Genomic DNA, 16,198 nt, shown 5'->3' on the forward strand with positions numbered 1-16,198 from the left:
TTCTTGCAACACGCCGGAGCGATAGCGCTGCCGGATCCGCGCGAATTCGATTCACCGCCGCCGTCGAATGCATATGGAAACGGCGCCGAGCCACCGCTCGAAGGGCCGTTTCCACAGCTCTATTCGGAAGACCAGCTCTACCTGCCGCAATCGGCGGACCGGCGTGCGGACGGCGTGCCCGGCATCGTCGGCGATCTGCTGAATGCTTCAGGCAGCAAGGAGTGCCGTGATCTTGTCCAGGCGATGTTGAATGCGCTGGGCTTCGATTGGCTTGGCTACGGCACGATCACTTTCCTGCGCGGCCGCTGGTGGCCCTTGAGCTTCTTCACCGCGCACGCAAACCCCGAGTGGACGCAGCGCTACTTTTCGCATCGCCTCTACGAAACTGATTTGCGGCAGCCGGGCGTACCGGCTTCCAGTCTCCCGCTGGTGTGGGACATCGAGCAGATCGAGGCCTCGCCATTGTCCGCAGCTACATCCGTGACCGAGGACGCGGAGGGACGGCGGCAGCGCTTTATCGACGACCTGCGCGCCAGCGGCATTCGCAGCGGGTTGATGTTCCGCCTCGCGCTGCCGACGCAGGTGAACCAGTACACCGTCATCAGCCTGCAGTCGAGCGAGCCGGGCCGCCGCTGGATCACCGACGAGGTCGTCGGCCAGGCCCTGACGCTGGGCTTGAGCGTTCACGAGTACCTGCTGCGCCATTCGCGCATGCCGAGCGAAGCGAGCGCGGCGGCGCGCATCGAGATCTCGCCCACGCAGCAGTACATCCTCCAGCACCTGCTGCAGGGGCGCAGCGACAAGGAGATCGCCAACCGCCTCGACATGTCGGCCCACACCGTGGACTACCACATGCGCCAGTTGCGCCGCCGCTTTGCCGCGCGCAACCGCGTGCAGCTGGTCAACGCGGTGCAGCAGGGCGACAGCGACTTTGGTGTGCACAACGAGAGCTAAGGCAGCACGGCCACCGGGCTGCGCTCGGCGAACTGCCCGTTCCAGTACGGGTAGTAGGGGTAGGGCGGGGTCACGGCGCTGGCGGCATCGAGCCGCTTGACCTGATCTGCGCTGAGTTGCCAGCCGAGCGCGCCGAGGTTCTGCTTCAGTTGCTCTTCGTTGCGCGCGCCGATCAGCACGCTCGACACGGTGGGCCGCTGCAGCAGCCAGTTGAGCGCGATCTGCGGCAGCGTCTTGCCGGTTTCCTCGGCCACCTGGTCCATGGCATCGATCACGCGGTACAGGCGCTCGTCATCCACGGGCGGCGCGAAGCCGGCGGTTTCGTGCAGCCGGCTTCCGGCGGGCAGCGGCTGGCCGCGGCGCACCTTGCCGGTCAGGCGGCCCCAGCCCAGCGGGCTCCATACGATGGCGCCCACGCCTTGGTCCATGCCCAGTGGCATCAGTTCGAATTCGTAGTCACGGCCGATCAGCGAGTAGTAGGTCTGGTTGGCCACGAAGCGCTGCAGCCCGAGCCGGTCGGAGGCCGCGAGCGACTTCATCAGCTGCCAGCCCGAGAAGTTGGACGCGCCGATGAGCCGCACCTTACCGGCGCGCACCAGGTCATCGAGCGTGTCGAGCACCATCTCGACCGGGGTCATCGCATCGAAGGCATGCAGCTGCAGGATGTCGATGTAGTCGGTGCCCAGGCGCTTCAGCGCGGCGTCGGTCGCGGCGATCAGGTGGTGGCGGGAGGCGCCGACGTCGTTCGGCCCGTCGCCGGCGCGCAGCGCCAGCTTGGTCGAGATGATGGCCTTGTCGCGCCGGCCCTTGAGCGCCGCACCAAGGATCGATTCCGAAGCGCCGTTCGAATACACGTCGGCCGTATCGAACAGGGTCACGCCGGCATTCAGCGCCAGGTCGACGATGCTGCGTGCGCCTTCGACGTCGGTGTTGCCCCAGGCGCTGAAGAGCGGGCCCTGCCCGCCGAAGGTGCCGGCGCCGAAGCCGAGGGCGGGGACCTTGAAGCCGGAGCGGCCGAGAAAGCGTTGTTCCATGATGTTGTCCTTGTCGTCAATGAAAGAGGTGGAGGCTCAGGCTTGCACTGAGGCGCAATCGGCCGGGGAGGCGCGCCCTTCGCGCCGGTCGAGCGAACGGCTCCAGAGTGCGATGGCCAGCCCCGCGAGCGTGAGCAGCGCCGCCACCCAGCCGAGTGCGCGCAGGCCCGGGCCATGGTCGATGACCACGCCGCCCGCCCACGCGCCGAGCGCATTGCCGAGGTTGAAGGCCGCGATGTTGAGGCTCGACGCCAGGTTCTGGCCCGCGCCGGAAGCCTTCTCCAGCACGCGCAGCTGCATCGGTGCCACGGTCGCGAAAGACGCGATGCCGAGCAGGCCGACGAACACCACGGCGGTGAACGGCGTTCCGATGGTGAACTGCATCGCGCCGAGCACGGCGGCGAGCGCCACCAGCGTGCCGAGCACCGCGGGCATGGTCGACTTGTCGGCCAGCCTGCCGCCAAGAATGTTGCCCACGGCCAGGCCGCCGCCGAACACCAGCAGGATCGGCGACACGGCCGACTCCGGCAAGCCGGTGACCTGCGTCAGCAGGGGCTGGATGTAGGTGAACACCACGAACACGCCTGCAAAGCCGAGCACCGTCATCGCCAAGCCGAGCAGCACCTGCGGCCGTGCGAGCACCGCGAGCTCGTCGCGCAGCGGCGCGGCCTTGGCCTCGGCCCGGACGCGCGGCACGAACAGTGCGAGCACCGCAAAAGCCAGCACGCCGATCAGCGTCACCGCCCAGAAGGTGGCGCGCCAGCCGTACTGCAGCCCGAGCCAGGCGCCGGCCGGCACGCCCAGCAGCGTGGCAGCGGTGAGCCCGGTGAACATGATCGCGATGGCCGACGCGCGGCGTTCCGGTGCCACGAGGCCCGTGGCCACGACCGAACCCACGCCGAAGAAGGTGCCGTGCGCGAGCGAGGTGATCACGCGCGCGGCCATCAGCAGCTCGTAGTTGGGCGCGAGCGCGCAGGCCAGGTTGCCGAGCGTGAAGATCGCCATCAGCGCGAGCAGCACGGTCTTGCGCGGCAGCTTGCGGGTGGCGATGGTGAGCAGCGGCGCCCCGACCGCGACCCCGAGCGCATAGCCCGAGATCAGCAGGCCGGCCGCCGTGATGGAGACCTTGAGATCCATCGAGACCTGCATCAGCAGGCCCATGATGACGAATTCGGTGGTGCCTATTCCGAAGGCACCGGCGGTGAGGGCGAGTAGAGCGATTGGCATGATGGCTCTACTGTGCGGGTTATTTTCAATGATGACTAGAATGCCGCATGGATATGGACTTGTGAGTTGAATTCACAATAAAAGGCACAAGGAACCGACATGCCACGCATCGACGTCAACCGCTCCGGCGAAATGGAAGCCTTTGTGCAGGTGGTCGAGTCCGGCGGCTTTTCCGCTGCGGCGCGCCTGCTGGACATGACGCCTTCGGCGGTCAGCAAGCTGGTCGCGCGCCTCGAGCTGCGGCTGGGCATCCAGCTGGTGCACCGCTCCACGCGCAAGCTGCAGCTCACGCCAGAGGGCCTGCACTTCTACGAACGCAGCACGCGCGTGCTGGCCGACATGGATGAGGCGGAGCGCTGCGCCGCCGCGGGTGCTGCGCCGCGGGGGCGCGTGAGCATCAATGCGAGCGTGTCCTTCGGGCATCACAAGCTGGTGCCGCTGGTGCCGCGCCTCCTGGAGCTGCACCCACAGATCACGCTCGACATTGCGCTGACCGACCGCGTCGTCGATTTGATGGACGAGCGCGCCGACATCGCCATCCGATGGGGCCAGCTGCCTTCGTCCGACCTGGTGGCGCGGCGCCTGGGCGAAACCAGCCAGGCCATCGTGGCCTCGCCCGACTACCTTGCCAAGTACGGCACGCCGCATACGCCGCAGGAACTGGAGGCGCACAACCGCCTGGGCTGGAGCTACCGGCGCAGCGCGCCCGACTGGCCGTTGCGCGTGGAGGGGCGAATGATCTCTCTGCCCGTGGCCGGGCCGGTGCGCGCGGCCGACGGCGAAACCCTGCGGCAGCTGGCCATTGCGGGTGCGGGTGTGGCGCGGCTGTCGCTGTATCACATCCAGCACGACATCGATGCGGGGCGGCTCGTGCCGCTGCTCGAAGAATTCAACCCCGGCGAGGTGGAGCCGATTCACGCCGTGTACATCGGCAAGGCCGGTACCTTGCCGGCGCGCGTGCGCGCGGTGCTCGACTTTCTGGTGGCGTGCTCGGGCGTGGGAGGAGGGCGCTACACGATCAAGCGCACGGCGCCGATGCCGGCAAATTCCGCGGTCACCTGATCGCCGCGGCGGCAGGGCAGCACGCCGACCCACGAGCCGGTGGTCACGACCGTGCCGGCCGGCGCGGTCTGGCCGTGGCGTGTGACGTGGCGCAGCCAGATGGGCAGCAGCCACGCCGGATCGGCCAGCGGATGGGTGCCTTCGCGCACCACGGTTTCCGCATTGCCGACCTTCGTTTCGCAGCGCTGCGAAGCCCAGTCGACGGCCGCATAGGGCTGCCATTCGCCAAGAACCAGCGCGCCGTGCACCTGCGAGTCGGCCAGCCGAAGCAATGCGGGCGTGGCAGCCAGGTCTTGCCAGCGCGAATCGACGATCTCTACCGAGACCGCCATCGCGTCGATCAGCGAAGCCGCATCGTTGTGGTCAAGCTTCGCGGCCGTGGCGGGTGTCACGTCCTTGCCGAGCCGCAGCGCAATTTCGGCCTCGATGCCGGGCGCGTGAAACGCCAGGTCGTCGAAATTGGCCGAGCTCTGGCGAACGCCAGCCGGGGGCAACGGCGCATGCGTGAGCGTCACGTCTCGGGAGCCGCCGCCGGATTTCCAGCAGCCCGGGACAGTGCCGCCTTGAAACCAGCCGAGCGCGGTCGCCACGGCGTCCTGCACTTCGTAGGCCTGAGTTGCGTCCTGCAGCGCGTCGGTCCAGAGCGCGGCGTCGAGGGTGCGATTGCTGCGGCGCGCTGCGATCAGCGCGTCGGCTAGGGCTGTGATGGAGGGGGTCATTTTTGGGATTTTGTCAGTTGCCGTTTTTCGGGGTGCGTGCAAAGGACACCGGGTACTCCCCTCCGCGAATGTCCCCCGCCTTCGGCTCCTCCTTTATTTCGCTGCGGGGAGCACCCGGCGCCCTGTGCACCAGGGCACGCTGCTGGTGTACCGCCGATCAACAACCGCTCTGAATAACGATCCCGTCGATGGGGTGCCTTGCGCAGCGAAATAAAGGAGGAGGCCGCAGGCCGGGGGACATCCGCGGAGCAAGGCACCCCGTCGGCGGGAGCGCCGCCCTGAACAACACTGACCAGCAAAGGCGCGGCGTCAAGTTTCAACGTGCACCTTGCCGTCCTTCACCACCTTCGCCCACTTGGCAATTTCAGTCGAGATGAACTGCCTGAACTTGTCCTGCGAACCACCACCGTCCTCGGCGCCGTAGGTATCGAGACGCTCCTGCACATCGGGCATCGCAAGCACCGCGTTGACGTCGCGATTCACCTTCTCGGCAATGCCCGCGGGCAGCTTGCCCGGCCCTGCAAGGCCGTACCAGGTGGTGGCCTCGAAGCCCGCAAAGCCCTGCTCCTGCATCGTGGGTACGTTGGGGTGGCCCTTGGCGCGCTTGGTGCGCGTTTGCGCCACGGCCAGCACGCGGCCGCTCTTCACGTGCGGCGTGGCCGCGGTCATGGTCTCGAAGCTGTACTGGATCTGGCCACCCATCAGGTCGGCCAAGAGCGGGCCACTGCCCTTGTACGGTACATGCATTGCATCGACGCCGGCTTGCAGCTTGAACATTTCCAGCGCCAGGTGCTGCGCCGAGCCCGCGCCCGCGGAGCCGAAGCTCACCGTGCCGGGCGAAGCCTTGCAGGCCGCCACGATGTCTTTCACCGTGACCGCCTTTTGCGCCGGGCTGGCGATCAGGAGGTTGGGCGTGACGCCCACCAGCACGATCGGCACGAAGTCGCGCTCCACGCTGTAGCGCAGCTTGGGCTGCAGGCTGGGTGCGAGCGCGTGGCTGTTGATGTGCGCCATGAGCAGCGTGCTGCCGTCGCTGGGCTGCTGCGACACATACTCGGCCGCCAGCACGCCCGCCACGCCGCCCTTGTTCTCGACGATGACCTGCTGGTTCCACATCGTCGTGAGCTTCTGGGCCACCACACGCGCCAGCGCATCGGTGCCCCCGCCGGGTGGAAAGCCCACCACGATGCGCACCGGCCCCGAAGGCCACTCCTGCGCGAAGAGCCGGGGCACGCCCAGCGTGGCGGCTGCGGCGCCTGCGGCTTGAATCAGCGAACGTCTCTGCATCATCTTTGTCTCCAGTGTGGTGGATCCGATGCGTGCCGGACCGACAAGTCCGGCAAGGTGACGGCCGCCGCGCCGTTCGAGCGACGCGCTGCGGCCGGTGTCGAGTAGGTCCGTGTGCTACGCGGCCTTCTGCAGTGCCGCGGATGCGGCGTGGCTTGCGAAATGGTCCATGGCCGCGTGCACGCCGCTGCCTGCCAGCTTGATGCCGGAGAGCTTCATGCCCATTTCCACACCCGCCACCATGGCCACCAGCGTCAGGTCGTTGCTGTCGCCCAGGTGCCCCATGCGGAACATGCGGCCCTTGAGCTTGCCGAGGCCGGTGCCCAGCGAGAGGTCGAAGCGCTGGTGGATGAGGCGGCGCAGCGCATCGGCATCGACGCCTTCAGGCGTGATCACGCCGGTGAGCACGGGCGAGTACACGGCCGGGTCGGCGCACTGGATCGGCAGGCCCCAGGCATTGACCGCGGCGCGCACGCCGGCGGCCCAGCGCAGGTGGCGCGCAAAGACGTTGTCCAGGCCCTCGCCGAGCAACATGTCGAGCGACTCCGACAGGCCGTAGAGCAGGTTGGTGTTGGGCGTGTACGGCCAGTAGCCGTCCTTGTTCATCTCCACGATCTCGTCCCAGGCCCAGAACGCACGCGGCAGCGTCGCGCTCTTGGAGGCTTCGAGCGCGCGCGGCGAGAGCGCGTTGAAGCTGATGCCCGGCGGCAGCATCAGGCCCTTCTGCGAGCCGCTGATGGTGACGTCCACGCCCCATTCGTCGTGCCGGAAATCGGCGCTCGCGAGGCCCGAGATGCTGTCGACCATCAGCAGCGCGGGGTGGCCCGCCGCATCGATGGCGCGGCGCACCGAGGCGATGTCCGAGGTGACGCCGGTGGAGGTTTCGTTGTGCACCACGCACACGGCCTGGATCTTCTTTTCGGTGTCTTTGCGCAGGCGCGCCTCGATGAGGTCGGCCTGCACGCCGCGGCGCCAGCTGGGCGCGGCGGGCAGCTGCTCGTCCTTGCCGGACCAGGCGAGGAATTCGGTGGTGAGGCCGAGGCGCGTGGCCATCTTCTGCCACAGCGATGCGAAGTGGCCGGTCTCGTACATCAGCACGTGGTCGCCTGGGCTGAGCGTGTTGGCGAGCGCAGCCTCCCATGCGCCCGTGCCGGAAGCGGGATAGATCGCAACCGGATGACGGGTCTTGAAGATCTGCTTGATGCCGCCGAGCACCTTGAGCCCCAGCGTGCCGAACTCCGGCCCGCGGTGGTCGATGGTCGGCAGGCTCATGGCCCGCAGGATGCGGTCGGGCACCGGGCTCGGGCCGGGAATCTGCAGGAAGTGGCGGCCGGTGGGATGGATGTCGAGTTGAAGCATGGACTGTCCTTTCGCTTTCAGTTTTGCATTCAAAAATGAAATGAGCATGATGGTTTACCCTGGTATTCGGGGATTGTTGATGCAGGTTTTTGCATTCAAAATGCATTCAAGGGAAACAGAGACATGACTGCAGAAATCATCGAAATCTCGCGCCTTGCGCTGCATGACCAAGTGGCCGCGCGCCTGCGCACGATGCTGGTCGAAGGGCACATTGCCCCGGGCGCCAAGCTCAACGAACGGGAGTTGTGCCTTCAGCTGCGCGTGTCGCGCACGCCGCTGCGCGAGGCCATCAAGCTGCTCGCGGCCGAAGGGCTGGTCGACCTGCTGCCCAACCGCGGCGCGGTGGCGGTGAAGCTCACCGAGGCCGACGTGGTCGACACCTTCGAGGTGCTGGCCATGCTCGAAGGCATGTCGGGCGAACTGGCGGCCAAGCGCATCACCGACGAAGAACTGGCCGAGGTGCGCGCGCTGCACTACGAAATGATGGCCTGCTTCACGCGGCGCGATCTCTCGGGCTACTACCGCCTCAACGCGCGCATTCACACCGCCATCAACGAGGCCGCGGGCAATCCGGTGCTGTCCAGCACCTACCGCTCGATCAATGCGCGCGTGCAGTCGCTGCGCTTTCGCACCAACCAGGACGAGGCCAAGTGGAAGCACGCGGTCGAAGAGCACGAGCAGATGATCCAGGCGCTGGCCGCGCGCGACGCGCCGGCCATGCGCAAGGTGCTGGTCGCGCACCTGATACGCAAGCGGGACACCGTGCTGGCACTGCTTCAGGCCGGCGAAATCTATCCCCAAGCCCACAAGGCGAGCTGAGCCCACACACCATGCGCGTCGATCCCGCCAGCCACATCCAGCCCGCCGGAACTGTTCTTCCGCCCAACGACACCTGCGAGGCGCTGGCGCGGCGGCTGCGCGCGGAAACGCAAGGCGAGGTGCTGTTCGACGACGGCTCGCGCGGGCGCTACGCCACCGATGCATCGATCTACCAGATCACGCCGGTGGGCGCTTTCGTGCCCACCAACGATGGCGACATTGCCACCGCCATCGACATTGCGCGCGACCTGAAGGTGCCGGTGCTCGCGCGCGGCGGCGGCACCAGCCAGTGCGGCCAGACCACGGGCGCCGCGCTGGTGATCGACAACAGCAAGCATTTCCGCCGCGTGCTCGACGTGAATCTGGAGGAGGGCACCGCCACCGTCGAGCCCGGCCTGGTGCTCGACCACCTGAACGCGCAACTCAAGCCGCACGGCCTCTGGTTTCCGGTCGACGTGTCGACCAGCGCGCAGGCCACGCTGGGCGGCATGGCGGGCAACAACTCTTGCGGCTCGCGCTCCATTGCCTACGGCAACATGGTGCACAACGTGCTGGGTGCGAGTGCCTGGCTCTCGAGCGGAGAGCTGGTGGCGTTCGGTCCGCAGGCCACGCTGGACGCGCGTGCGGCCGGCATCGCGAAGTTCGTGCACGGGCTCGCGCTGGCGCATCGCGAGCAGATCCATGCCAACTGGCCCAAGGTGCTGCGCCGCGTGGCCGGCTACAACCTCGACATCTTCGACAACCAGAGCGAGAAGCCGTACACCGCCGACGGCAGCGTGAACCTCGCGCACCTCCTGGTCGGGGCCGAAGGCACGCTGGCCTACACCCGGAGCCTCACGCTCAAGCTCGCGCCGCTGCCGCGCGCCAAGGTGCTGGGCATCGTGAACTTTCCGACCTTCCATTCGGCCATGGACGCGGCGCAGCACATCGTGAAGCTCGGCCCCACGGCGGTGGAACTGGTCGACCGCACGATGATCGAGCTGAGCCTTGCCAACCCGGCCTTCAAGCCGACCGTGGAAACTGCGCTGATCGGCAAGCCGGCAGCCATCCTGCTGGTCGAGTTTGCCGGCGCCGACAAGGCCGCACTGCTGCCGCAGCTGAAGCAACTGGTCGAGCTGATGGGCGATCTCGGCCTGCCCGGCAGCGTGGTCGAAATGCCCGACGACGGGCGCCAGAAGAACCTGTGGGAGGTGCGCAAGGCCGGCCTCAACATCATGATGAGCCTGAAGGGCGACGGCAAGCCGGTGAGCTTCATCGAAGATTGCGCCGTGCCGCTCGAGCACCTGGCCGAATACACCGATGCGCTGACCGAGGTGTTCGCCCGATACGGCAGCCGCGGCACCTGGTATGCGCATGCCTCGGTCGGCACGCTGCATGTGCGGCCGATTCTCGACATGCGCGCGGACGGCGGCGCCAAGATGCGCGCCATCGCGGAAGAAGCCTCGGCACTGGTGCGCAAGTACAAGGGCGCCTTCAGCGGCGAGCACGGCGACGGCCTGTGCCGCGGCGAATGGATCGAATGGCAGTTCGGCCCGGCCATCAACAAGGCGTTTCGCGCCATCAAGCAGAAGCTCGATCCGGCCAACCTGTTCAACCCCGGCAAGATCGTCGATACGCCGCGCATGGACGACGCCTCGCTGTTCCGTTTTGCGCCGCCCACGGCACCCAGGCCCTACCGGCGCATCGAACTCAAGCCCGTGCTCGACTGGTCCGCCTGGAACGTCAACGCCGACCCCGTCACGGAGCAGACCACCGCCCCGGGCACCGGCGGCGACAGCACCGGCGGCCTCGCCAAGGCCGTGGAGATGTGCAACAACAATGGCCACTGCCGCAAGTTCGACGCCGGCACCATGTGCCCGAGCTACCGCGTGACGCGCGATGAGCAGCACTTGACGCGCGGGCGTGCCAACACGCTGCGGCTCGCGCTCTCCGGCCAGCTCGGAGCCGATGCCTTCACCGGCGAAGAAATGCACGAGACCATGGACCTGTGCGTCGGCTGCAAGGGCTGCAAGCGCGACTGCCCGACCGGCGTCGACATGGCGAAGATGAAGATCGAGTTTCTCGACCACTACAAGAAGCGCCATGGCCACACGCTCAAGGACAAGCTGGTGGCCTACATGCCCGACTATGCGCACAGGGCGAGCCGCGTGTCGTGGCTCATGAACCTGCGCAACACCTTGCCCGGCGCGGCATGGCTGGGCGAAAAGCTGCTGGGGTTTTCCGCACGGCGGTCTCTGCCCGAATGGCGCTCGGACACCTTCTGGCGTGCCAAGGCCGACATGCATGGCATGTTCGCAAGCCGCGAGGGGGTGCTTTCGGTGCAGGCCAGCGGCGGCAAGGCCGCGGTGCTTTTCGTCGACACCTTCAACGGCACCTTCGAAAGCGAGAACGCGCTGGCGGCGGCCCGCGTGCTCAAGGCCGCGGGCTACACGCTGCACACGGTCGAGAAAAGCGGCGGCCACCATTGCTGTGGCCGCACCTTCCTGGCCAGCGGCATGGTGGACGAGGCCAAGCGCCGCGCCGAGGCGCTGATCGATGCGCTCCGGCCCCTGGCCGAGGCCGGCGTTCCCATCGTCGGGCTCGAGCCCTCGTGCCTGCTCACGCTGCGCGACGAGACCCTGGTGATGGGCTTCGGCAAGAAGGCCGAGTCCGTGGCCAGGCAGGCCCTGCTGTTCGAGGAGTTCATTGCGCGCGAGCTGAAAGCCGGCCGCTTCAAGCTCGCGCTCACGCCGGCCACGGCGCCGATCCTGCTGCATGGCCACTGCCACCAGAAAGCCTTTGGCGCCGTCAGCCCGGTGCTGGACGTGCTGCGGCTCATTCCCGGTGCCGAGCCCGAGCTGATCGAAAGCTCCTGCTGCGGCATGGCGGGCAGCTTCGGCTACGAGGCGCGCCACATCGACGTCTCGATGCAGATGGCCGAGGCCAGCCTGCTGCCGGCGATCCGCGCCAGGCCCAATGCCATCGTGGTGGCCGACGGCACCAGCTGCCGCCACCAGATCGGCGACGGCGCGCAGCGCGAGGCGGTGCACGTGGCCGTGCTGCTCGAACGCCATCTTGCGCCGCAGACCCCGCCGACCGAGGAGATTTAGCGGCTGGCACACAATGGCGCGATGAATGCAGCAACCACGGAGGAATCCGGCTTCGCGCTGTTCGACACCGCCATAGGCACCTGCGCCTTGGCCTGGGGTCCGCGCGGGCTCATCGGCGTGCAACTGCCCGAGGACAACGGCGAAGCCGCCACGCGCGCCCGCATGCGCCGCCGCTTCGCAGACCTGTCCGAGTCGGCCCCGCCCGAGAGCGCACGTCAGGCGATCGCGGCCATCCAGGGCCTGCTGAACGGCGCGTCCGACGACCTCCACCACATCGTGCTCGACATGAGCCGCGTGTCGGAATTTCACCAGCGCATCTATGCGATTGCGCGGCGCATTCCGCCCGGCCAGACGCGCACCTATGGCGACATCGCGGCCGAGCTCGGCGACAAAGGCTTGTCGCGTGCGGTGGGCCAAGCCATGGGCCACAACCCCTTCGCGCCCGTGGTGCCATGCCACCGCGTGCTGGCCGCGGGCAACAAGCCCGGCGGCTTTTCAGCCGGCGGCGGCGCGCTGACGAAACTGCGCATGCTCGACATCGAAGGCGCCCGGCCGAACGGGATGGCTTCGCTTTTCTAGGCTGCCTGCGGAATCGCAGCGCGAGGTGAGCGCGCTCGGCCCCCTCAGCCTGAATACGGCCCCTTGACTTCGCCCCAGCCCCATCGCGGCATGGGTGCCTCCGCGTCCACGGCCGCGCCAGGCTGCGAGTTGATGACCGCGAGCCGCGATCCCCACTCGAGATAGCCGACCAGCGCCGAACGAAACTCGGGATCGTCCGGCATCGCGAGTTCGTCCGCCGTTTCCAGCAGCAGCCCGACCCAGCGGCGCCGCTGTTCCTGCTGCAGGTGGCGGTTCAGGTGCTGCCGGATCATGTGCGGATGCCCACCGTGATGCTTCGAATAGTCGGCCGGGCCGCCCAGCACTTCGGCCAGGAAGGCGGCAACATGGGCCGGGTGATCGGCGTCCATGTGGGCGAAGACCGGTGCCAGCAATGCATCGCCCTTGACGTTTTCATAGAAGCGCGTCGTCAGGCGAAGCAGCGCCTCGCTGCCGCCGAGCCATTGGTACAGAGTGGGAACGCTTTGGGAATCGGTCATGGCTGTGACGACGCTTGTTCCTGTTGCTGCTGCGCGCGCATGATCTGGTGCCGCTGCCAATAGCGGCCGACCGCAGCCTTGAAGTTTTCTTTCTGCTTGCCGATGCCGCCCACCTTCACCTTGGTGGTGCGCGAACCCAGCATGCCCTTGTCATGGTGCGTGACGACCAGCATGTCACTGAAGGCATTGTCCTGGTACGTCAGGTTCTTGACTTCGTCCCATCCGATCGTCGAGCCGCCATCGACGCTCTGATGCAGGCCCGTGTAGCTCACTTCGACGCTCTCGTCGTTCTTCAGCGCAAACGCCACCGGCGGAAAGTGGCGCAGCACCACGGCGCGCTCTTCTTCGGTGGCCGGCTCGTAGCGGTAGGCAAGGCTCAGTTCGTGGTTCTGGACGAAGCGCTGTTCGTAGTCGCTCCACAGCCGCTGCTCGATGGCGGCGGCGGTCTCGATGTCGTCGGCCCACGAAGCCTCCGGCGCGGTCGCGACGATGGCGCCATAGGCGCTTTCGGGCACGTGGTGGCCCACGTTGCGCATGCGTTCGAGCAGCGGCGGATGGGTGTCGTAGGGATGCGGCACGTCGGCGGTCTTCATGGTTTCGATGAAGGCCTCCGAGTTGGCATAGGGCGGCAGGCCGGCCGCCACGAAGCCGGCGATGCCCAGCGCACCGTCGTGCTCCTGGTTCTGCGCAAAGAGTTTTCTCTCGACGTCGTTGCGGTAGCTTGCGTAGGCCGAGATCTTGATGAGCGACTGAACGATGGCGCCGGGCGCGGTGAGGCTCGCGGAAACGCGGTCGGCCTTGTATTCGCGCTCGCGGCTGTCGCGCGCCAGGGCAAAGGCGAAGATCATTCGGTACAGGCGCAGCAGGTAGTGCGCGACGATGGTCAGGCCGCCGCTGCGCATCTTCCAGGTGTACTGGTCGAACTGCTGCAGCTTGGGGCCGAGCGCGGCGCTGCTGCGGGTGTCGCCGCCACCCAGGTGGGCCAGCTCGTGCGCCAGCACCGCGTCGGCTTCGGACTGGTCGAGCACGCGCAGCAATGGAATGCTGACGAACAACGTGCGGCCGTCCAGCGTGCGTCCGCCCACCTGACAGGGCGCTTCGGTGACGAAGAAGTTGGTATCGATGCCGGCAACGATCTGGTCGGGCGGCGCGGTCTTCACGCGGGTGGCGAGCTGGCGGATGCGCTCCCACAGGCGCGGCGCATCGGCCTCGGCGACCACTTCGCCTTCGATCTCGTTGCCCGAGGGCAGCTTCTTGAACAGCGTGTAGATCGCATAGAACACCGCTGCGGCGGCCGCGATGCCCGCAATGGCAATAAGCTTGACGTAGTAGCTCTGCCAGAAGTACGCCGTGAGCCAGAACGACAGCCACACCAGCATCGCGCTCTGCAGCACGACCTCGACCGCGCTCGACACCGTCATGAGCCGCCAGCCGGCGACAAAGCTGGCGTAGCGCAAGCCGCGGTTGGCGAAGGCCAGGGCGCCCAGCACCAGGGCCGCCGCGAGCAGCGCCGCCCCGAGCGCCAGTGTCCAGAGGGCGGCGCGGTCGGCCCAGTGGAAGTGCCAGTACATCGAATTGGGACTGCACACCTTGTCGTGGAACTCCCTGTCTTCCTCGGCGGTGGCTTCGCAGGCCTTGGAGAGCGGATGGCTGCGGTAGAACTCGCTGGTTTGCGCCTTCTCTTCGGCCGACAGGCGGGTGTCGGAAGCGATGCGTTTCTCGATTGCCTGCAGGAACTCCGCGTCTTCCGTGCGCAGCACGTATTCCGTAAAAACCAGCGTCGCCGCCGGAATGGCGAAGAGCGACACCAGGGTCAACAGAAACACGCGTAAAAGGTCGGCATGGATCGTTCGGGCGAGGGCCATGGGGTGCTGCTCCTGGAAGCGGTTGTTGTGATTCGTTGTGTCGGACAGTCCGGGACAGGCGATAGCGTAGCGACCGTTTGCATGCTTGCGAATCTCCGATGGCGTCCATGCGAAAGGCGTGAATACCAAGGTCGTACTCTTTGTGCAGAATTAGCAACGGCCGCCCGGCGACCCCACGCCAGCACCGGATGCCGGCCTTCGCGACAATCGGTCCAATGCGTTCTTCTCCGTTCTTCAAGGGGGCCCTGTTGCCGGGCGCCGAGGCCTCGGCATCCGAAGACACCGCCGCCATGCAGCCGGTCGACGGGCTCGAGCCCACTGCGCGCCGCCGAGCGATGCTGGTCATCATCCTCGGCATCATGGTGGCCGTGCTCGATGGCACCATCGTGAACCTGGCGCTGCCGGGCATCGCGCGCGAGCTGCAGGCCAGCCCGTCGCATGCGATCTGGGTGGTCAACGCCTACCAGATCGCCACATTGGTCATGCTGCTGCCGCTGGCGTCGCTGGGCGACCTGGTGGGTTACCGGCGCGTCTACCTGGTGGGCATGGCGGTGTTCACCGTGTCGTCGGTCGGCGCCACCTTTGCCGATTCGCTCGGCACCCTGATCGTCGCGCGCACCTTCCAGGGCCTGGGCGCGGCCGGCATCATGAGCGTGAATGCGGCGCTGGTGCGGCTGACCTTTCCCTCGGCGCTGCTGGGACGCGGCATGGCCATCAACTCGATGGTGGTGGCCACGTCGTCGGTGGCGGGGCCGTCGGTGGCGGCAGCCATCCTCTCGGTGGCTTCGTGGCCGTGGCTCTTCGCGATCAACGTGCCGCTCGGGTTGCTCGTCTTCACGCTGGGCATGAAGGCGCTGCCGTTCAACCGCTTGCCGCCCGCGGCGGGGCTGCGCTTCTCACCGGTCGACGTGGCGCTGAACGTGCTGATGTTCTCGCTGGTGTTTCTCGGCGTCGACCGGCTCGGCGTGCGCGAGGGCGGCGCGCCATCGTCGTCCGCCTGGGCGATCCTGCTGGCCGGCGTGGCCGTGGGCTTCGTCTACCTGCAGCGGCAACGCAGGCTGGCGGTGCCGCTCTTTCCGATCGACCTGCTGCGCATTCCGGTGTTCGCACTGTCGATGGGCACGTCGGTGGCCGCGTTCTGCGCGCAGATGCTGGCCTATATCGCGCTGCCTTTTCTGCTGCTCGAGGTGTATGGCCGCAGCCACATCGAGGCCGGGCTGCTCATCACCGCCTGGCCACTGGCCATCGTGGCCATGGCGCCCATTGCGGGACGGCTGATCGGGCGCTACCCCGACGGGCTGCTCGGCGGCATCGGGCTGGGCCTGCTCGCTGTCGGCCTGGGGTTGCTGGCCGCGCTGCCGGCGCAACCGGGCAATGCCGACATCGCCTGGCGCATGGCGCTGTGCGGCCTCGGATTCGGGCTGTTCCAGTCGCCCAACAACCACACCATCGTGACCTCGCCGCCGGCGCACCGCAGCGGCGCGGCCAGCGGCATGCTCGGCACCGCGCGGCTCACGGGGCAAACGCTGGGAGCGGTGGTGCTGGCGGGCGTTTTCAGCGTCTGGAGCCCGCACGGCGGCCACGGGCCGGTGGTGGCACTGGTGCTGGCGGCCTGTTGCGCGGGCGTGGCGGCGGTTTTCAGCAGCCTGCGGCTGAAAACGGCGGGGCCCCACGGCTGAATAGGTT

General features: G+C 67.5%; 13 protein-coding genes. 6 read left to right on the plus strand and 7 right to left on the minus strand.

Annotated features, from left to right (window positions below):
* Window positions 1-3: 3 nt before the first annotated feature.
* Window positions 4-954, plus strand: coding sequence for a helix-turn-helix transcriptional regulator (locus ACJ7Z0_RS28620; protein WP_434792556.1), 951 nt, complete (start codon window positions 4-6; stop codon window positions 952-954).
* Here ACJ7Z0_RS28620 and ACJ7Z0_RS28625 read toward each other — a convergent pair.
* Window positions 951-1,988 carry an aldo/keto reductase gene (locus ACJ7Z0_RS28625; protein ID WP_434792557.1) on the minus strand — a complete coding sequence of 346 codons (1,038 nt, stop codon included), beginning with the start codon at window positions 1,986-1,988 and terminating at the stop codon, window positions 951-953. The two genes, ACJ7Z0_RS28620 and ACJ7Z0_RS28625, sit on opposite strands and share 4 nt — an antisense overlap.
* Before the next feature lie 36 nt (window positions 1,989-2,024).
* Window positions 2,025-3,215 carry an MFS transporter gene (locus ACJ7Z0_RS28630; RefSeq protein ID WP_434792558.1) on the minus strand — a complete coding sequence of 397 codons (1,191 nt, stop codon included), beginning with the start codon at window positions 3,213-3,215 and terminating at the stop codon, window positions 2,025-2,027.
* 99 nt (window positions 3,216-3,314) lie between these two features.
* On the opposite strand from ACJ7Z0_RS28630, the gene ACJ7Z0_RS28635 reads away from it, so the two are divergent.
* Entirely contained in the window at window positions 3,315-4,277 is a 963-nt protein-coding gene (locus ACJ7Z0_RS28635) for a LysR family transcriptional regulator (RefSeq protein WP_434792559.1), read from the plus strand.
* Here ACJ7Z0_RS28635 and ACJ7Z0_RS28640 read toward each other — a convergent pair.
* From ACJ7Z0_RS28640 to ACJ7Z0_RS28650, 3 genes are all read right to left on the minus strand, one after another.
* Window positions 4,226-4,996, minus strand: a complete 771-nt coding sequence (locus ACJ7Z0_RS28640) for a 2-keto-4-pentenoate hydratase (protein ID WP_434792560.1) — start codon at window positions 4,994-4,996, stop codon at window positions 4,226-4,228. The two genes, ACJ7Z0_RS28635 and ACJ7Z0_RS28640, sit on opposite strands and share 52 nt — an antisense overlap.
* A gap of 309 nt (window positions 4,997-5,305) precedes the next feature.
* Window positions 5,306-6,283: a Bug family tripartite tricarboxylate transporter substrate binding protein gene (locus tag ACJ7Z0_RS28645; RefSeq protein WP_434792740.1), complete on the minus strand. Its 978-nt coding sequence runs from the start codon at window positions 6,281-6,283 to the stop codon at window positions 5,306-5,308.
* A gap of 117 nt (window positions 6,284-6,400) precedes the next feature.
* Window positions 6,401-7,642 carry a pyridoxal-phosphate-dependent aminotransferase family protein gene (locus tag ACJ7Z0_RS28650; RefSeq protein WP_434792561.1) on the minus strand — a complete coding sequence of 414 codons (1,242 nt, stop codon included), beginning with the start codon at window positions 7,640-7,642 and terminating at the stop codon, window positions 6,401-6,403.
* A 123-nt stretch (window positions 7,643-7,765) separates the two neighbouring features.
* Between ACJ7Z0_RS28650 and ACJ7Z0_RS28655 the strand changes: the two genes are divergently transcribed.
* The 3 genes from ACJ7Z0_RS28655 to ACJ7Z0_RS28665 are packed head-to-tail and all read left to right on the plus strand — an operon-like array spanning window position 7,766 to window position 12,129.
* Window positions 7,766-8,461, plus strand: a complete 696-nt coding sequence (locus tag ACJ7Z0_RS28655; RefSeq protein ID WP_434792562.1) for a GntR family transcriptional regulator — start codon at window positions 7,766-7,768, stop codon at window positions 8,459-8,461.
* An 11-nt stretch (window positions 8,462-8,472) separates the two neighbouring features.
* On the plus strand, window positions 8,473-11,550 hold the full coding sequence (locus tag ACJ7Z0_RS28660; protein WP_434792563.1) for an FAD-binding and (Fe-S)-binding domain-containing protein: 3,078 nt from the start codon (window positions 8,473-8,475) through the stop codon (window positions 11,548-11,550).
* 21 nt (window positions 11,551-11,571) lie between these two features.
* The gene (locus ACJ7Z0_RS28665; RefSeq protein WP_434792564.1) at window positions 11,572-12,129 is read left to right on the plus strand and encodes a methylated-DNA--[protein]-cysteine S-methyltransferase; all 558 of its coding nucleotides are present in this window, start codon (window positions 11,572-11,574) and stop codon (window positions 12,127-12,129) included.
* 44 nt (window positions 12,130-12,173) lie between these two features.
* On the opposite strand, the gene ACJ7Z0_RS28670 is transcribed toward ACJ7Z0_RS28665, so the two are convergent.
* Both ACJ7Z0_RS28670 and ACJ7Z0_RS28675 read right to left on the minus strand, forming a co-directional pair.
* Entirely contained in the window at window positions 12,174-12,647 is a 474-nt protein-coding gene (locus ACJ7Z0_RS28670; protein WP_434792565.1) for a group II truncated hemoglobin, read from the minus strand.
* Window positions 12,644-14,512 carry a M48 family metallopeptidase gene (locus ACJ7Z0_RS28675; RefSeq protein ID WP_434792566.1) on the minus strand — a complete coding sequence of 623 codons (1,869 nt, stop codon included), beginning with the start codon at window positions 14,510-14,512 and terminating at the stop codon, window positions 12,644-12,646. The genes ACJ7Z0_RS28670 and ACJ7Z0_RS28675 overlap by 4 nt, the downstream gene beginning before the upstream one ends.
* A 290-nt stretch (window positions 14,513-14,802) precedes the next feature.
* Between ACJ7Z0_RS28675 and ACJ7Z0_RS28680 the strand changes: the two genes are divergently transcribed.
* The gene (locus ACJ7Z0_RS28680) at window positions 14,803-16,191 is read left to right on the plus strand and encodes an MFS transporter (RefSeq protein ID WP_434792741.1); all 1,389 of its coding nucleotides are present in this window, start codon (window positions 14,803-14,805) and stop codon (window positions 16,189-16,191) included.
* Window positions 16,192-16,198: the final 7 nt, after the last annotated feature.

Origin of the sequence: Variovorax palleresanus (assembly GCF_051144945.1) — a bacterium.
Lineage (GTDB): Bacteria > Pseudomonadota > Gammaproteobacteria > Burkholderiales > Burkholderiaceae_C > Variovorax > Variovorax paradoxus_S.